18 protein-coding genes, 1 tRNA gene and 1 pseudogene are annotated in these 16125 nt (G+C 60.9%); 15 read left to right on the top strand and 5 right to left on the bottom strand.

Features of this window, described 5'->3' with window-relative positions:
- Positions 1–127 precede the first annotated feature (127 nt).
- The 6 genes and pseudogenes from IV500_RS06510 to IV500_RS06485 form a co-directional block, all read left to right on the top strand.
- Positions 128–691 (top strand): annotated as a pseudogene (locus tag IV500_RS06510) (RtcB family protein); the annotation flags it as partial.
- A gap of 183 nt (positions 692–874) precedes the next feature.
- Positions 875–1195 carry a hypothetical protein gene (locus tag IV500_RS06505; RefSeq protein ID WP_196395994.1) on the top strand — a complete coding sequence of 107 codons (321 nt, stop codon included), beginning with the start codon at positions 875–877 and terminating at the stop codon, positions 1193–1195.
- Between the two features lie 222 nt (positions 1196–1417).
- Positions 1418–2266 (top strand): glycosyl hydrolase, encoded by an 849-nt coding sequence (locus tag IV500_RS06500; RefSeq protein ID WP_196395993.1) that lies wholly within the window; start codon positions 1418–1420, stop codon positions 2264–2266.
- A gap of 93 nt (positions 2267–2359) precedes the next feature.
- Positions 2360–2680, top strand: coding sequence for a hypothetical protein (locus tag IV500_RS06495; protein WP_196395992.1), 321 nt, complete (start codon positions 2360–2362; stop codon positions 2678–2680).
- 915 nt (positions 2681–3595) lie between these two features.
- Positions 3596–4558, top strand: coding sequence for a hypothetical protein (locus tag IV500_RS06490; RefSeq protein WP_196395991.1), 963 nt, complete (start codon positions 3596–3598; stop codon positions 4556–4558).
- 94 nt (positions 4559–4652) lie between these two features.
- Positions 4653–5213 (top strand): hypothetical protein, encoded by a 561-nt coding sequence (locus IV500_RS06485; protein WP_196395990.1) that lies wholly within the window; start codon positions 4653–4655, stop codon positions 5211–5213.
- A gap of 397 nt (positions 5214–5610) precedes the next feature.
- Here IV500_RS06485 and IV500_RS21370 read toward each other — a convergent pair whose 3' ends face one another.
- Positions 5611–6708, bottom strand: coding sequence for a DUF4429 domain-containing protein (locus tag IV500_RS21370; RefSeq protein WP_230854579.1), 1098 nt, complete (start codon positions 6706–6708; stop codon positions 5611–5613).
- A gap of 150 nt (positions 6709–6858) precedes the next feature.
- Positions 6859–7386 carry a hypothetical protein gene (locus tag IV500_RS06475; protein WP_196395989.1) on the bottom strand — a complete coding sequence of 176 codons (528 nt, stop codon included), beginning with the start codon at positions 7384–7386 and terminating at the stop codon, positions 6859–6861.
- A gap of 224 nt (positions 7387–7610) precedes the next feature.
- On the opposite strand from IV500_RS06475, the gene IV500_RS06470 reads away from it, so the two are divergent.
- Positions 7611–8003 carry a hypothetical protein gene (locus tag IV500_RS06470; RefSeq protein ID WP_230854578.1) on the top strand — a complete coding sequence of 131 codons (393 nt, stop codon included), beginning with the start codon at positions 7611–7613 and terminating at the stop codon, positions 8001–8003.
- 176 nt (positions 8004–8179) lie between these two features.
- Here the strand turns inward: IV500_RS06470 and IV500_RS06465 are convergent, their stop codons facing one another.
- The gene (locus tag IV500_RS06465; protein ID WP_196395988.1) at positions 8180–9037 is read right to left on the bottom strand and encodes a hypothetical protein; all 858 of its coding nucleotides are present in this window, start codon (positions 9035–9037) and stop codon (positions 8180–8182) included.
- Between the two features lie 230 nt (positions 9038–9267).
- Entirely contained in the window at positions 9268–10662 is a 1395-nt protein-coding gene (locus IV500_RS06460; RefSeq protein ID WP_196395987.1) for an IS1380 family transposase, read from the bottom strand.
- A gap of 321 nt (positions 10663–10983) precedes the next feature.
- Here IV500_RS06460 and IV500_RS06455 point away from each other — a divergent pair.
- The 6 genes from IV500_RS06455 to IV500_RS06430 all read left to right on the top strand — a co-directional run bounded on the left by IV500_RS06455 (position 10984) and on the right by IV500_RS06430 (position 14839).
- Positions 10984–11057: transfer RNA gene (locus tag IV500_RS06455), tRNA-Arg, on the top strand.
- A 222-nt stretch (positions 11058–11279) separates the two neighbouring features.
- A complete protein-coding gene (locus tag IV500_RS06450; RefSeq protein WP_196395986.1) occupies positions 11280–12530 on the top strand; it encodes a J domain-containing protein in 1251 nt (416 codons plus the stop codon).
- Between the two features lie 137 nt (positions 12531–12667).
- Positions 12668–13498, top strand: a complete 831-nt coding sequence (locus tag IV500_RS06445; RefSeq protein ID WP_196395985.1) for a thymidylate synthase — start codon at positions 12668–12670, stop codon at positions 13496–13498.
- A gap of 189 nt (positions 13499–13687) precedes the next feature.
- On the top strand, positions 13688–14017 hold the full coding sequence (locus tag IV500_RS06440) for a hypothetical protein (protein WP_196395984.1): 330 nt from the start codon (positions 13688–13690) through the stop codon (positions 14015–14017).
- A gap of 39 nt (positions 14018–14056) precedes the next feature.
- Positions 14057–14521: a GatB/YqeY domain-containing protein gene (locus IV500_RS06435; RefSeq protein WP_196395983.1), complete on the top strand. Its 465-nt coding sequence runs from the start codon at positions 14057–14059 to the stop codon at positions 14519–14521.
- A 9-nt stretch (positions 14522–14530) separates the two neighbouring features.
- Positions 14531–14839, top strand: coding sequence for a hypothetical protein (locus tag IV500_RS06430; RefSeq protein ID WP_196395982.1), 309 nt, complete (start codon positions 14531–14533; stop codon positions 14837–14839).
- Positions 14840–14898: 59 nt separating this feature from the next.
- On the opposite strand, the gene IV500_RS06425 is transcribed toward IV500_RS06430, so the two are convergent.
- Positions 14899–15168: a hypothetical protein gene (locus IV500_RS06425; protein ID WP_230854577.1), complete on the bottom strand. Its 270-nt coding sequence runs from the start codon at positions 15166–15168 to the stop codon at positions 14899–14901.
- Between the two features lie 76 nt (positions 15169–15244).
- Between IV500_RS06425 and IV500_RS06420 the strand changes: the two genes are divergently transcribed.
- The gene (locus IV500_RS06420; RefSeq protein ID WP_230854576.1) at positions 15245–15592 is read left to right on the top strand and encodes a hypothetical protein; all 348 of its coding nucleotides are present in this window, start codon (positions 15245–15247) and stop codon (positions 15590–15592) included.
- Positions 15589–16125: a dihydrofolate reductase gene (locus tag IV500_RS06415; protein WP_312875843.1), complete on the top strand. Its 537-nt coding sequence runs from the start codon at positions 15589–15591 to the stop codon at positions 16123–16125. The genes IV500_RS06420 and IV500_RS06415 overlap by 4 nt, the downstream gene beginning before the upstream one ends.

Genomic DNA, 16125 nt, shown 5'->3' with positions numbered 1-16125 from the left:
AGCGAGCTCTGCGAACACCTCACCACCACCAAAACCCGATACCCCGGAACAGACCTCATCATGCGCTACGAAGTCAAAACCGCGCCCCCAGCCCACACACAATAACTCACCATGTCAGGAGCCCTGGGACTTGGCGGTATTCCTTGCCGGCACCCCACAGATGGACGCCTACCGTCGTGACCTCTGGTGGGCACAAGACTTTGCTGCCCGCTCCCGCTCGGTCATGATGGGCTTGTTCAAGGAGCAGGTCGCGAAGCATTTCGGCGCGGCTAAAGTGACGTTCAGTGATGAGTTGAACTGTCATCACAACTACGTCTCCGAAGAGGTCATTGACGGCGAACTCATGCTGGTCACCCGAAAAGGCGCCATCCGGGCCGGCAAAGGCGACCTCGCGCTGATCCCCGGATCCATGGGCACTGGATCGTACGTGGTCCGCGGCCGAGGAAACGACGCATCCTTTCAATCCGCTTCCCACGGCGCCGGCCGGAAGATGAGCCGCAGCGCCGCCAAGAAGGCATTCACAGTCGATGACCTGATTGCCCAGACCGTTGGGGTCGAGTCACGCAAGGACCAGGCGATCGTTGACGAAATCCCCGGTGCGTACAAGGACATCCACGATGTCCTCGATGCCCAGAAAGATCTCGTTGACGTCGTCCAGCACCTTCGCACAGTGCTGTGCGTCAAAGGTTAGGAGAAGCCATGACCGCCAGTCGCGACCATCGTGGTGAACACCCGGGCTGCCGGCCTGTAACCGCTACCGTCTCAATGTGGATCTGATCGCCGCCGCCACAGAGGACGTCACAGGCATGCCCGAGGCCGAGCGTGCCTGTTGGCTGGATTTCCTTCGCGGCTGGGAAGGCGCAGCCGCTGGCACTTGCGGAGTCAATTCATCGCCTACCGGGAGAACTGGCGCGAGGACGCCCAGCGCGAAAACCTTTCCGACGCCGCCTCCATGGCCCGGATCGTGGGGGAGGAATACTTGCGCGGGCGCACTGTCGAACAGGCCACGGCCGATGAATGGCGGCTCAAAGTCCAGCGCCTCGCCCTCGAAGTGCTCCATGTTCACAAAGCGCCGCTACCGCTGTGCAAGGGAGTGCAGCAACCGAAAGTATCCCCTGATTCCGCGCACCGAAGCCGAAGCCCAGGACGTGACTGGCCGGCCGTAACGCCCTTCGCAGAAGCCAGCAAGCGATAGGGGAGAAAATCCCCGGGCGCCGCACGGTACCCCCATACCCGGTTCGAGCAGTTCCACTAGCCGGAGGGAGTGTCCGCGGATTAGTCGCGTCACAGCGCGGCACCGTATTGCGTCCTGGGGAGACGGTGAACCCCATCTACGCATGCTTTCTGGTGAGACATCCGGCCATCCCGGAGACGACCGGAGTGGCCGACCCTGTCGGCCGCTGAACGAAGGAACGCATTGGATCGCCGCAAATTTCTCAAGCTCTCTACCCTGGCCGTGCCGGGAGCCATCCTGGCGGCAAGCGCAGTGCCTGCCCCGGCCCTGGCCGACGCTCCTCTGACGAACCCTACAACTCGTGTGCTCAAAGGTTTCGGCACCAGCGCGAAAGCCGATCTGGCCGTCAAACAGATGCTTCAACTGGAGCTGGACTGGTTCTACACCTGGGGAAAGCTGCCGGCCCTTGGCCGACCGGTTAACGACTTCACCCCGATGATCTGGGGCGCATCTTCAGCCACACCAGCCGTAATCACCGAGATTGAATCCAACCTGTGGAAGACCGGATCAACCCGCCTCCTCGGCTTCAACGAACCGGACCACCGCGACCAGTCCAATATGAGCGTTGACAGGGCGCTGGAGCTCTGGCCCATCCTGGAAAAGACGAAGCTGAAGCTTGGCAGCCCGGCCACAATCAGCCCGAACACCCCATGGATGAACGACTTCATGACCAGGGCGTTCAAACAGGGACGACGGGTCGATTTTGTAGCCACCCACATTTACCAGAGCCCGGACGCGAAAAACTTCCTCCGAAAAGTGGACGAGCTGCACGAACGATGGGGAAAGCCGGTCTGGATCACCGAGACCGCGGTGGCCGACTGGGACGCCACCGCGACAAAGCCCTCCCGTTACGGCCGAACGCAGGTCAACGAGTACCTGCAGGAGATCTGGGTCGGAGTTCAGAAACGCTCTTTCGTTGAGCGCTTCGCCTGGAAGACCCGGGCGTCAGTGGACCCGACCATGGGCTCCAGCGCTCTCTTCCATACGGACGGCACCATTACGTCGACCGGAAAACTGTATGCGTCGTTCTAAGGACACAGCCAGCCAGAGACGTTTTGACAAGGACGGCCTGTAATCCGGCTTTGGTCGGTGAGTGGGATCCGCGTTTCCGCACACATAAAGGCCATGAATACTGAACAGATCGAGAACGCCCTGGCGATTGCCGCCGCCGCCCGTGAACTGCCGATGCCGTGGCTGACCCAAGCCGGATTTCCCGGCAAAAAGATCGTCAAAGACTCGTTCCGTGACGCCCTGGCCAAGTTCCCTGAAACCGATGCCTACGACGCGATTACGGTACGCCATGCGCTGCAGACCATCATCCAGGGACCGGACCCGCGTGGTGGCTCTTTCAAGGCGCAGGCGATTCATGCCGCCGCCCAGCTGCACGAGCTTGCTCTCAAAGAACTGACCACCGTGACGATCAACTCCTCCAACCGGGGAGTCTAGCGGGGCGGCTGGGGAAGGTCCGCGCACACAATGCGCAGAGAAGGACCGGGCCAATAATCCGGCGGAGATGGGGTGCCTGCCCGGACCGGGGTTTTCCTGCGGTGAGAGAGTTCCTGGACTCCGCACACATGGGTTGTAGAAACAAGAACTGAAGTCGGGCTAAGGATCCGGCAGGGCTGATGGACCTGAGAAATCAGACCGGTTCGAATCCGGGCAGCCCGCGGTCTGGAACGGCGTATGCCGGACAAGACGATGCAGGTCACGAATATAGCGCTAGGCGGGACCGGTCGACACTATCCGGCTGGATGCGCCGTTGAACCTGAAACGTAAGCGCACGTGTCCTAGGAAAGCCGTGTGATAGGGATAGGGGATTTCAGCTTCATTGCTGGCCAGAGCAACATTTGGAGGGCCGTAGCTCAAAGGAAGAGCGCAGGGTGCGAACCCTGAGAATGCCGCGCATCGACGCCGGCCGGTCCACGCTGAACCGCAATCTCGCTGACTGCGGTTCGTTGCCAGCGGGCTTGATCTCCCGCCGGGGGCAGCACAAATAATGACAGCGACGCGTGAGCTGCGATAGTGCCGCGTGCGGTTGGCTTCCCCGGCAGGGGCGGCCACTGAGACCTCACGTAAAACGAATGGCTGCAGGGAAGGCGTCCTGGAGACGCCCGGTACCGGAAGGTTACCGGCCTGGACCCGTCTGCCGACGGGGACGGGTAGGCGGGTTCGAGACCTGCTCCTGCTACGAAGTACTGAAGGTGCTCCCACATCCCTGATTATGTGAAACGCCGGGGCCGTCTAACCCTCAGACACACGTGCCGCTTCGAACGCGACCGCGGATGCCCGCTACATGCTGAGTTTGCGGTCGAATTGGACGCGCAGGTCCACGATCCCGGTACCAGCCGCACACAGACAGGTATGGACAATTCATTCAACCGTTCCCGCCAACCCAAAGGTGTCCCCGCTGGCGGTGAATTCGCCAGCACCCCGCACGCGGAAAGTTCGCTCAAACTCCAGATTCCGACAGCTCCCGCACCACAGGGGTTGGACGGCTTAGCGGCTGCTACGCCGACGGTGATCGACACCGAGCTTGCGGAGCTGTATTACCAGCAGGCCAAGGCCGCTGCCTGGACGTCCGGCTTCGAGTCGACGATCGCGCGCTACGAGAAGCGGGGCGGTTCAGCCCCGGGCCACTTATACGAGTCACTGGCTGAGGCTGCCCGTGCTGAGGCGGAAGTGCAGGCAACGATTAAACCGTTCGAGGCTGAATACACCCGCCGCGGTGGTTGGACACGCTTCTTTATGGTGATGAACAACGGCGGTCACCTGCACAGCAGCCGGAGCTGTTCAACCTGCCGCCCCAGCACCCAGTTCGGGTGGATGCCGGCGTACAGCGGTCAGGACGAGGCCGGTGTCGTCGGCCTGGCGGGCGAAGATTCCTGCACCGTATGTTTCCCATCAGCCCCGGTCGACCAAAAATCAATGCTTCCGTTCCGGGTCGCCGAACGCGAAGAAGCAGCCGAAGCGGCTGCCGAAAAGGAGACAAGAGCAGTAAAAGCCGCCTCCGAGCGTGTGGTCGTTGGCCGGAAAGTGTACAAAACGGTCCGCGGAGCGGAAAACGAGGTCGGCTGGCAGGTCGAATGTATGATCAGCTCCCGATATCATCAAGCCGCTGATGCGGCGCACCGGGCAGGGCTGGATGCTAATGCGGCAAAATACTATGCTGAGGCGCGTGAAATCGGGGAAGCGATTGCGGTCACAGTCCCCGGCTACGACGTCGACGCCTTACTGACCAAAAAGTTTGAGACGAAGGCCAAAATGCTCCGCAAAAGCGGTTTCCCTATGCCGGAGGACGCCGCGCTGGAAGGTCCAGTCGTCTAAACGATCTCCACTAGAGGGCTCACCATGGTGAGGGCAGCAGATCCCTCCGTACACATGGTGCTGGAGAAAGCCCATCGATTCCAAGGAGCCCACTGTGTCCCGAGCCTTCATACTGTCCAATGCCGCAACTGCCATCGCGGAGATCGCCGAAGCCCAGGCCCGGCTGAACGAACTCGAGGTCAGCGCCAGAGAGGTTGCGGCGACCATCGGCAAGGATGTCTCCGTCCGGTTCAGGCGCGACGGCTTCAGCAATGACACCAGTGAGGTCGTCTTCGGCTTGGACGTTGAGAGTGCCGTCGTGGCTGACGGCTGGAGGTATGTCAAGACCCGTGATGCCGTTGAGCCTGTCCGCGGATCGAAGGGAGATGCTGCTCGTGAAGCACTCGCCAACTTGGCGGTCCCTGTGGTGCAGCCCGGTTCGATCGTTGCCGACACCGGTATGCCTCAGGTCTTCATGACTCCTGGCCGGCTTTACCGTACCCAGTGGATGCAACACAACGGTGATCTGTACGCGCTTCTGCCCGACAACGACGACGCCTTCCGGAACGACCCGATCACCGGTGATTGGAAAGAAATCCGGCTCTCCGAGCTGCATGCAGCCGACGAAGCGCGCATGGACGCTGCCAAAAACTCCGCTGAAGCGGGGGAGCGCTGACGCCGTACGCATCGTGGCGGATAGCCAGCGGCGATATCTTCGGATCCGCTCCCGGACTGTCGGTGCTCGATTGCGCAGGACCGGCTCCTGTTACGCAAAGGCGACCGTTTCGCAGACGCGCCGCCTTTCAAGCAGTTCTCCGGTCTTGTCCGGCACACCTTGTGTACGTGGACGCAGACAAAGCGCCACCACGGAGCCGGGGACTGCGACCTGGAACGTTCGTATGAGCGGTGTCCTGAACATGACGGAGTGGGCCGGGAAAGCAAAGGCTGACCCGCTGGCTCCGAAGCCAGCTTGATGTCCTGGTGCAGCACCGCAACGGACCAATACGCCGGGCCTATGACCTGGAGACGCCGCGTTCGAGATCGGCACGTTCCACTACCGGTGCTGGGCCGTATCAGATACGGCCCAGCAGTTCCGCTTTCTTCGTGTCGAACTCCTCCTGGGTCAGGATCCCGTGTTCCTTTAGCTGCCCCAATTTTGCCAAGCTGGTCATCACATCGTCCTCGGCAGGAGCTATTGGTGTAGGCCTGCTCCTGGCAACAATAGCGTCCTCTACCGCGTCCCTGAATGCTAGAAACGCCGGCTCATGGGACTTGACGAAGATCATTGAGTTTTCGTCCCCGGCTGCATCTGAGGTCTGCGACATGAAGCTGCTCTTCATTTCTATCCCACCGGGGAGTGTGAACTGGATGAATCCGTTCACGATTGGTCCGGCAGGCTTTATCTGGACAGCGGTAATGGCTCCGACAGCAATCCTTTTGACACCCTTTCCGATAGTCAACCGGCCAAGTATTCCGACGTTTTGAAGTGTGACGAATCGGCCGTCGAAGGCGCAGTATCCGCCGACCCCCACAGCCACGATGGAGTCTGCGGGGATGTCATACTTCCTCCGGTATTCGGACATCTCCGCTATGGAGTCACTCTTCCTCCTGTTTTCGGACTCTATGCGGCGAAGATCTAAGCGCTCGGTAACGGCGGTTTCTCGTCCACGGTTCCGGGCTTTAACAGCATCCATGGCTTCGGAAAAAGTCCACGACGGCACGACCATGTTGTCCGGCAAAGGCAGTGGGGCTGTAGGGCGGGCCGCGACGGCAGACAAGATGAGATCTCGGAAGTCGTTGGCTGCCGATCTGGACCCGAACGAAAAAATCACACACAGACCATTGGCAATCGCTTGACCGACGCTTAAATCACTTGGTCGCGACCCGTCCCGTGACGGGGTGACGATTCGGACATAACCGTTGACGGCGATGTTCGCATCTTTCACTTGGACGGACTCGATCGACTCCAAGGGGATAACCGTCGGTTCCATCGGGCCGCCGGGGCCTTTTTCGTTCGTCCTAGCGATTATCACGTTCGCACCGTCGAAGGTCATGAAACCCCGGTATCCCTTGAACAGGTGAACCTCAGGAGGAATACTGTGCTTTGCCCGGAACTTCGGATCATCTGACCCCTGGATGTCAGTGCCGGAAACCGTCTTTGACTTCGCCAATGTACCCCCTGTTAGATGCGCTGCTTCATCCTACCCGTACCATCTCGGACGGCTTGACGGCAGTTGGATATGGAGGGGCCGATCCTGGTTGTGTGATGTTTCCGTTAAGCCGAGTGGGCACCGATGCAGAAGACCTGCAGTACAGGCCTGCTAAGCGCAGTAATCACACACGCCAGTGACCGGCAACTGCATCCCATGCACGACACACACCGGCTTCGGTTTAGGGGCATCCTTTTCGACCGGACTCACCAGCGCCTGGTATTTGGCGGTCAGGTGCGGCTCTGCGTCGGCCGGGACGTCTGTGCAGTACACCCGGTAGCATTTCAGACGCTCGGCCGCAGCCACCCGTTCGCGATCCAGATCTGTAGCAGGGACCTCACGACCGGCGGCCCACAGAACTTCGTCGAAGCCAGAGCCGACCATTCCGTCTGTTGCGTTGACAACGAGCGACGATAACGCCGGCAGATCACGTTCATGGCAGATCCGGATCACCCGGTTCAGGAGTCTTGAACTCAGGTTAGGCAGCAGCATAAGCGTGTAGATCCGCGTTTCGTCGAAGACCCATGTGGTCAGGCCCGCATACGTGATGTAGCCCCCGTACGTTCCCGCGACGTCCTCCAACACAAGCACCGCTGCCGCTGCCCATTCTTTGATTGCTGTCTCAAAAGGGATCTTCACGTCTCGGTGTGGCTCCCGCCACGTTCCCGGCAAATCCGGCATGGTCCTTCTTTCATCATCGGCGTCTTGAGATGAATCCTAGCGTCAGCAACTTGGAGGGGATGAAGAATGCGGCCGGTCCCGGAAAACCGCAGAGGGCCGTCGGCCACTCCGGCGCATAGGGACAGTCAGCGGCACACCCACATCCATCATCCGAGCGCCGCGGCAAACAAGGAAGGCCGATAATGATCCGAGAAAGAATCGGAAACGTGGTCCTCGAGCCGCTGCCCGTGACGGCAATGACAGCAGATGAGGCACGCGGCCACATGGCCGTGCTGGAGAGCCTGGTCAGCCGGCCCGTCTTCGATAGAAAAGCTGCGGTGACGGCGCGATGCTTCCGCAACGTCTTCATGAGCCGGGACTACGCCAAAGAGCTGTACAACCTGGTCACCGGGGAGTACGGGGTGCCGCTGCTGCGGGTGGTGTCACCCACCCTGGACGGCGCAGCTCATCTTTTCGACGCCGCCGTCGACGCCGGCCGGCCGAAAAGTGTAGTCGTCTACAGTGCCGATGAAGCAGGGCGGACAGGTAAACCCTGTAGGAGTCTGGAAGATTACGCACGAGAGCTCGGCTACTAGGGCGTGCCTCCTATAGCTGTCAGCCAAATGCTGATTGCTCGGAGGACCGCTCCGCCGCGGTATGTGAGGGCGAGTTTGTCCTAGCGGGTTGCCATGGCTCGCCAATGCTGAAGATGTTGAAGGCGCGTTGGCGGTCTTTGTGGTGCCTGCGAATCCGCCGGGCGGATTCCAGCAGGTCACTTAGCGACGTGGATGTTGGGGATACTCGGGCCGCCGGGTTGTGCAGCGACGGGAACCTCGGGGCAGTCAATCTGATTCTGAATGTCGCTGTAATTCCAAACGGCTTCCTTCGGATCGGCATACCAAGCGACAGTTTTACGCATCTTGTCTGAGGTGACATCCTTGGCTGCGAACGTGTATGTCAACGCCTGCCCTGGCAGCAGTGAAAGGGTTCCTGGCCGCGGCGTTCCTGTCGGTGGATTGTAGTTGAAGTCTCCGGTGAAGGAATTCATTGTCAGGTGGCCGGCGGTGTCAAGTCCCTCGATGTATGGCAGGTACAGCGGGACGTCCACCGCTGCAGTCGTACCATTATGGATGCTGCCGTGTCCGACTAGGTCAAACAAATATCCAACGACCCATTCGCGCTTGTTCTGCGTTGTAACGTCGGTCAATCCAGATGTCACTGTGCCGGATGGACAGATATTCTCCGGCGCCGCCGTCGCCGTCGCCGCAGGTCGTGATTCAGCTACTGGTACCTGAACGATCGGTACAGGTGGAACAGTGTGCTCCACCTCCGGAGCTACCTCGGGTTCAAGGGCTGATTCCGGTGGAACCGACATCTCGGTAGTTGCCTGGCTCGTGCTCGGCAGAGTGGCCTCGCTCCGCTCGAGCACATCCGTCTGAGGAACGGCTTTAGAACTCAAAGATGTGGGAGGATTTGGTGCCGTTGTTTGAAATTGGCCCACAGAGTATGCCGGCTTACTGGATTCGACAACTCCTGCGATTACCGCCCCAGCAGCGATGGCGATCCCGAGAAGGGATGCTAGTGCGATTGCCGCGATTTTGAGGACTCCGCGGGTCCGTGGTGAGGCCATGATGGAAGTGTACGCGCTGCGTTGGTGCACGCATTCTTGTTACTTCAGGGGTGTTCGGAAACCCCAGCATCGCGCCTAAACCTTGATCCACCGATCCGGTTTGGAGATTGACTGAATCTGAATTTTCGGTGATCTTGTGGTTTTGGGCAGCCCGGGGGCCGGCCTCGCTGCCGGTGGTGTTCCACTTTCTGGTTCCTTGTGTTGGGCCGGAATGGCTGTGTTGACGGGTTTTATGCGGCTCGTGGCGGTGCGTGGGTGGCTGTGAAGAGGTTCCCCCATTCGGTTTTCCATGGCCAGTCTTGAGGCAGGTGCAACTGTTGACGCCGCGCACTGGAGGCGATCCGGGCCGGGATATTGATGATTTTGCGGCGGATCGTGCCGGTCCGGGCCTTGGCGAACTGGCCTTCGGCGAGGACCCCTGCGGTGCGGGTGAGGTTGTAAGCCATGACCGCCGCGACCAGCCAGGCAGAGTTTGCGGCGAATTTCCCGGAGGGTAGGTGGGCCAGGGCGCTGTCTTTCAGGTCGGCGTTGACTTGCTCGATCCGGGCGTGCTTGCGATGGACTTTGTCGGCAGCCACCGTATCCAGGGCCTCAGCAGTGACGGTGGTGAAGAAGGCATGGAAGCGGTGCGTGTCAAAGAGTGTTGGCTGGACTTGGGTGGCTTTCGGGTTCAGTTCCGGGATGCGGCGCACGACCAGGCGTCCGGAGATCCGCTCGGCCTTCTTCCTTCCGGAGAACGCGGTGAAGGGGATTTCAGCGACTTCCGCCGCTGACACCCACGTTTGGGTGTCTTCGTCGTAGACCGCGTTCGTGTATCGGATCGGCGTCCACGCATCCGCACCGATGGCGGCAATGGCCCGTTTGACGGCCGGATCCATGCGCACTGTGACAGAGACATCGGCGCCACCGGCCAAGACCGCCGATACCGCGGGGTAGCCGTAGTAGGCCGAATCAAAACGACACAACACCGGGCCGGTGGCGCCGGTGCGTTTGATGGTCCCCAAGGCCTCGGTGACGAATTTCTTTGCGCCGCGGGCGGAGTTCGCAGCCCCTTTGCGCAGGCGCTGGGCGATGATCACCGGTGCCGTGTCTTCCCTGGAGGCGGTGGCGAGCACGGTGTTCAGGCCGCGGACGCCGGAGTAGCCGTAACCGGAGCCCTGTTTCTGGTAGCCGTGAACCTCGATGATCGTGTCATCAACATCCACGAAAAGGAAGTCCTTCCCGGATGGATCCCCGAACAGGGGCGCCGTCCGGGCCAGGTTGATCAGGAGCCGGGAGGCCACGGCATCTAATTGCTTCACGTGCCCGAAGGTGAAAGCGCGCAGGAACGAGCCCAGCGTTGACGGGGCATAGCAACCCTTGAAGATCTTCTTCATCCCGCCGTGGCGGAGCACGGCCATGTCATCAATCGAATCGGCTCCGGCGACCATGCCCGCCATCAGGGCCGCGACCTTCAACCCGGCATTCGCCCCCTTGTCCGTCGGGATCTTGATCCACTCATCAGCCAGTGAATGCAGGCCAGCATCCTCGGCCAGCCGCATCACCGGGACAAGGCCCGTGGGCGACACAAGGTTTTCCTCATCAAAGGAAACTGACACGGCGGCACGGGTATGGGAAACTTGCATCTGCGAGATGCCCTTCATTTTCGGGAAATTGTTCTGTGGTAAGTCCAATTTTCCCCGAAAAGACGGGCATTTCGTGTTTAAACCGCCGGGCAACCCCCAAGTTTCATCGGTGGATCAAGGCTAAAGAACCCCGTTCTGGGAGACACGCCCTAGTTCCTGTGGGTACATTCCGGCAGCGCGGAGACAGCGTTACGGCCGGCCGCACACATGAAGACCGTACCGGGCCGTCAAGAAAGCCTGAACCGAAGGAATTGCCCGGCCGGGGCTCCCCGGACGCATACTGGCCGGTGTCGCCACCGTATTGATCTGCACACCTTGCACGCCCCGGTAGCTCAGCAGGATAGAGCGGCGGTTTCCTAAACCGCAGGCCACCAGTTCGAGTCTGGTCCGGGGTACAGACACACTCTCGGCGACGTTGCCGCATAAGAAGATTTTGCAGCGTCATGGATCGGGGCGGCCGGGCAGACCAGTCGGCCAGCCCTCATTCTCTGTGGGGTGAAAAACAACCGACGCCGCACACATAGGAGGAACAGCTGCCTGGCGGGACTTGTGGTGTCCCTCGGCAGATGAACTATTTCGGGGTTGGCCCGGAAACTGAAACGAGAGGAAACCGCCTGATGACGCAGTCACCGACTGTCACCCATTACGAGGTGCTGGACGTGCCCGCCACGGCAGATACGTCTGAGATCAAAAAGGCGTACCAGCGCCAGCTCCGGTCCTCCCACCCTGACGTCGGCGGCAGCGCCGGCCTGTTCCGCCTCGTCCAGGCCGCTTACGACACGCTCTCCGACCAGCAGCTCCGGGACGCTTATGACCGGTCCCTCAGAGACACGGCAGCAGGCAGCTCCGGTTCCAACCCTCCGCGCCAGCAGGAGCGCCGCGCACGACCCAGGCAGGACACCTCAGAAGCAAATTTCAGGCCCATGGAGACGCCGCCGCCAGCCCTCGCCTGGCACGGTCCGGCAGTTGAATTCCGTCCCCCGCTGGAGACGCCGCCCAGTGACGGTGTGAAGATCCGCTTCCCCGCTTCCAGCAGGATCAGGATGTGGCGCAAAGTTGTCCTCATCATTGGTGCTGTTGTCTGCCTCATGCCCGTAATTTCTACCCTCCTGGCAGCCGTCATGTACAGCCGCTCCGACGGGCTGAACCCGGCGGTGCAGAGCGGCATCTGGAGCATCGTCCTCACCGCAGGTTTCTGGTGGCTCGCCGCTATGACGCCCTGGTGGATCGCCAGGCGCAAACAACTACCTCCCGCAACCGTGCTGGCTGGCTCCATCCTCCCGGAGCGGTACATTAACGCTCAGGTCCACGGGACCCCGGGCAGGGACCTGTCCGTGGCCCGCTTCGGTGAGAACGCGAGGATCGGCATCGAAGGGGAACAGCGCACCGCACGGCTCATTGCTGAGTCAGTCCTCCCGGGACTGCCCTCCGCCCGACTCATCAACGGTTTGCGCTGGCCGGGCACAGAGCACGCGGACATCGACCATGCCGTAATTGCCGGTAACAGGATCGCCCTGATCGACTCGAAAATGTGGGCCGACGGGGACTACTGGTGGGACAACAAACGACTGTTCCGCAACGGCAAGGAAATGGGCGCCTTCAGGCTGGGCGCCGCGGTTCACGCAATGCGTATCGCCTACCCGACCTGCTATGTTGAAGGCTGGGTTGTCCTGCACTCCCCGTCCGGAAAACTCAGCAGGCCCTCCATCGAGCGCGCCGGGATGCTTCCGCCCCTGGGCCAGGCCGCCGTGTACCTCGTTGACGCTTCAGAGCTCCCAGGCGCCGTCCACCAGTTCCTCACCGACGGGGACGAAGCCCACACTGTCGAGGTGCCGGTTCTGGCTTCCCTCCTGTACTCAATGCTGTAGGACCTGGCCAGGCAACTCACCAGGAGCACGGCGATGGGCGTCCTCGGTTTCCGGACCGCTCTTCTGCCTTCCGGGCTCACCCGTCAAGCCATGAACCGCATAGGTATCACCAAAGACCTCACTCCGAAAGGCTCATCATGCCCACTATTGAGACTCCCTACGAAGACCTCCTGTCCGATGTCTTCAGCACCGGCGCTGCGAAAGGGGACAGGACCGGCACCGGGACGACCAGTGTTTTCGGCCGTCAGATCCGCTTCGACCTGGCCAAAGGCTTCCCGCTCATCACGACCAAAAGGGTCCACTGGAAGTCGGTGGCCTACGAACTGCTCTGGTTCCTGCGCGGCGAAACAAACGTGCGCTGGCTCCAGGAGCGCGGCGTGAAAATCTGGGATGAATGGGCTGACAAGAATGGTGACCTGGGCCCGGTGTACGGCTCGCAGTGGCGCTCCTGGCCCACCCCGGACGGAGGACAGATCGACCAGATCGCCAGCGTTGTCGAATCCATCCGGAATAATCCCGATTCCCGTCGGCACATCGTCACCGCCTGGAACCCGGCCGAGGTCGACAACATGGCTTTGCCTCCCTGCCACGCCCTCTTCCAGTTCTACGTCGCACCCGGCGAGGACGGTAAGCCGGGCAAGCTTTCCTGCCAGCTGTACCAGCGCTCCGCGGACATGTTCCTTGGCGTTCCGTTCAACATTGCGTCCTACTCACTGCTCACCCACATGGTCGCCCAGCAGACCGGTCTCGACGTCGGAGAGTTCATTTGGACCGGAGGCGACGTCCACGTCTACGACAACCACACCGAGCAGGTGCTTGAACAGCTGAGTCGCCTGGATGACGTCCGCTCCTACCCGGAGCTGAAATTCAGCCGCGTCCCGGAATCCATCTTCGGGTATGCCTTCGAGGACTTCGAAATAGTCGGCTACGACCCGCACCCCGGGATTAAAGCGCAAGTCGCGGTATAGCTTTAGGAGCAAAACGTCGGTGTTCCCAGAGGAGTCCCTTCACAGCTGTGCTGGATCGCGATATGTGAACCGCGGACATGGACATCCGATGGAGCTCTTTCGCAGAAGGTGCGCTGTACGCGACGGTCGAATTTGAGGTTGGCTGATGCACCGGGGAAAGCGCGCAGTACTGCCGCACACATGACGGGTATGAATGAGAACGCAGGGATAATCCGTCTCGACACCCTCGACCAGTCCGATTATTGGATTGACCGTTACGGGACCCGGCATGGCCTGACGGATATGCCACAAGGGTATTTGGCCAACGTGCTCGGGTTTCTGCGCGAGAAGGCCCCTGGGCTGTATGAGCTGCAGCGCAGACGGCGGGACTATCTGCTGTTCGCGGCTGAACTTAAAGGCTGGGACAACGGACTGGGCGGCTCTGAGATACCAGAGAGCCAACAAGCTGTTCATGAGTGGCTGGAGAGCACCACGCTGGTCAAAACCATCCGCACCATGCTGGAGGAGACTGGCCGGTAGCGGCCCCCTTCAATGAACACTAACGAAAAGAGAAACACCATGACGCTCAAAGAGCGCCTGAAAGAAGACGTTGTCGCCCATATGAAAGCCGGTAACAAGACCGAACTGATGACCGTCCGGAACGTGCTGGGCGAAATCGGCACCCGCGAAAAGTCCGGCAAAACACCTGTCGAGTACAACGACGCCCAGGTGACCGCACTGCTTCAGAAGGAAGCTGCGAAGCGGCGCGACACTGCTCGGATCTACACTGACGCCGGTGAAAGTGATCGTGCCGCGGCCGAGATCGCCGAAGCGGAAATCATCGAGGCGTACCTGCCGAAGGCGTTGACCCGTGGTGAGGTCGAAACGATCGTCGACGAGACCATCGCAGCGTTGAAGGCCGACGGCCAGGATCTGTCCATGCGCTCGATCGGCGCCGTCATGAAGCCGGTTACCGCCAGGGTCGCCGGACGCTTCGACGGCAAGACGGTCAGCGAGATCGTCCGCACCCGCTTGGCTGCATAGGGGACCGCGATGATCCTCGAGGCCCCGGTCCCCATCGAGTACGTCAACTTCGGCATCGCCGGCGGATCCAAATACCGGCTTATCTGCAGGAACCACCCGGAGAACGGCTACCGCACCAAGAACCCCTGGTGCCGGTCTGTCTTCGCCGAGTTCGAGCACGAGGACTGCGGTTGTTCCATCGCCTGGATGCTCGTCACCTACATCCCGGACGACCTGACCGATGAACCTTTCGGTGGCCGCCACTTCAAGAATGGGATGCCCAAAGAGTTCGCGCCCGAGCCGGTTACCGTTCATCTCACGGTTCAGCGGCAGGGCTGACCGGAGCAGACATAAGGAAGGCCCGCACAGTGACTGTGCGGGCCTTCTGCTTGTCCTTGTTAGCCGATTGTCGGCGGGAGGACCTGACGGACATTTGCGCGTGTGAACTCGACCGGGTCCCCGAAGGAGGCGAAGTCACCGAACGGGTTGTTGGCCAGAGTCGCCCGGATGGTCTCGCCGTTATCCTCAATGATCTTCGTCCAGATACCTTCGGCATTTGTGACAACCTTCGCCATCGAACCGGGGATGAACTGTGCAGGCCAGTCAGTCGGGTCTTCGCCGGTCATGATTTCGAAGTCTACGGCGGTCAATACGTTGTGTGTGCTCATGCCTGTCAAGTGTGCGGATAAGCGGACAGCCCTCCCCGCGGGGACGACTGCGGCAGGCGCCGCACACATGGTGGCCATGCCTAAGAAAAAGAAAACGCCGGCGCCCGTGCGTGCCGAGCTCCTTGCACCACTGACTGAGATCGTCCGTGACCGCGGACTCGACGTGCGCCACTGGCCCGCCGATGAGGCTGCCGCCTACAGGGACAACGGCGGCTTCCTGGAGGGACGCGAGGCCGTGAACCAGGTACGCATAGCGAAGGCTGCTGCCGCTATCGAGGAGGTCATCCGCACTATCATTCAGGAGGCTTACATCGACGGCGTCAGAGACGCACAGGTTATGACCGACTTCACTGACGAGACGTTCAAGTCGATCCTTTACAGAGCCGGCTACCCGGTCGAGGCAGCAGGAGGGGTGCCGAAGTGAATGAGCCCATCATCGGCATGATCTGGGCCCAGGCGGCCAACGGTGTCATCGGGCGGGATGGCGGCATGCCATGGCACCTGCCGGAAGACTTTGACCACTTCCAACGGATAACGAAGGGGCATCCCGTCATCATGGGCCGGAAAACCTGGGAGTCCCTGCCGGAAAAGTCCAGGCCGTTACCGGGCCGGACCAACATCGTCATCACCTCGAACCCGGACTGGGCGGCCCCGGGAGCGATCCGCGCCGGGGACATCTTCTCCGCTTTGGCTGCTACCGCGCTGCGGCCGGGCGCAGGCCAGATCTGGTTTATCGGCGGCGGCACGATCTTCCTCGAAGTTCTCTCCGTCGGCCTGGCCGACACGGCGCTGATCACCTGCATTGACGCCGACGTTACCGGAGACACCTACGCCCCGGATCTCGGACCGGAATGGAAGCTCGTTTCTTCTGCCCCTGAGCAGGGGTGGTCCACAGCGACCAACGGGACGCGCTACCGGATTGAAACCTGGCAGCACACATCCAGTTCTCTCTTCTAA

This window comes from Arthrobacter terrae, from assembly GCF_015708085.1.
Classification (GTDB): domain Bacteria; phylum Actinomycetota; class Actinomycetes; order Actinomycetales; family Micrococcaceae; genus Arthrobacter_M; species Arthrobacter_M terrae.
Note: the sequence above shows the minus strand (reverse complement) of the source record. Positions and strands in the feature narration are given on the sequence as shown.

Excerpts from the sequence above, each read along its gene's own strand:
- IV500_RS06495 (WP_196395992.1), top strand. The coding sequence starts at position 2,360 with ATGAATACTGAACAGATCGAGAACGCCCTGGCGATTGCCGCCGCCGCC.
- IV500_RS06490 (WP_196395991.1), top strand. The coding sequence starts at position 3,596 with ATGGACAATTCATTCAACCGTTCCCGCCAACCCAAAGGTGTCCCCGCT.
- IV500_RS06470 (WP_230854578.1), top strand. The coding sequence starts at position 7,611 with ATGATCCGAGAAAGAATCGGAAACGTGGTCCTCGAGCCGCTGCCCGTG.
- IV500_RS06465 (WP_196395988.1), bottom strand. The coding sequence starts at position 9,037 with ATGGCCTCACCACGGACCCGCGGAGTCCTCAAAATCGCGGCAATCGCA.
- IV500_RS06460 (WP_196395987.1), bottom strand. The coding sequence starts at position 10,662 with ATGCAAGTTTCCCATACCCGTGCCGCCGTGTCAGTTTCCTTTGATGAG.
- IV500_RS06450 (WP_196395986.1), top strand. The coding sequence starts at position 11,280 with ATGACGCAGTCACCGACTGTCACCCATTACGAGGTGCTGGACGTGCCC.
- IV500_RS06445 (WP_196395985.1), top strand. The coding sequence starts at position 12,668 with ATGCCCACTATTGAGACTCCCTACGAAGACCTCCTGTCCGATGTCTTC.
- IV500_RS06440 (WP_196395984.1), top strand. The coding sequence starts at position 13,688 with ATGAATGAGAACGCAGGGATAATCCGTCTCGACACCCTCGACCAGTCC.
- IV500_RS06435 (WP_196395983.1), top strand. The coding sequence starts at position 14,057 with ATGACGCTCAAAGAGCGCCTGAAAGAAGACGTTGTCGCCCATATGAAA.
- IV500_RS06430 (WP_196395982.1), top strand. The coding sequence starts at position 14,531 with ATGATCCTCGAGGCCCCGGTCCCCATCGAGTACGTCAACTTCGGCATC.
- IV500_RS06425 (WP_230854577.1), bottom strand. The coding sequence starts at position 15,168 with ATGAGCACACACAACGTATTGACCGCCGTAGACTTCGAAATCATGACC.
- IV500_RS06420 (WP_230854576.1), top strand. The coding sequence starts at position 15,245 with ATGCCTAAGAAAAAGAAAACGCCGGCGCCCGTGCGTGCCGAGCTCCTT.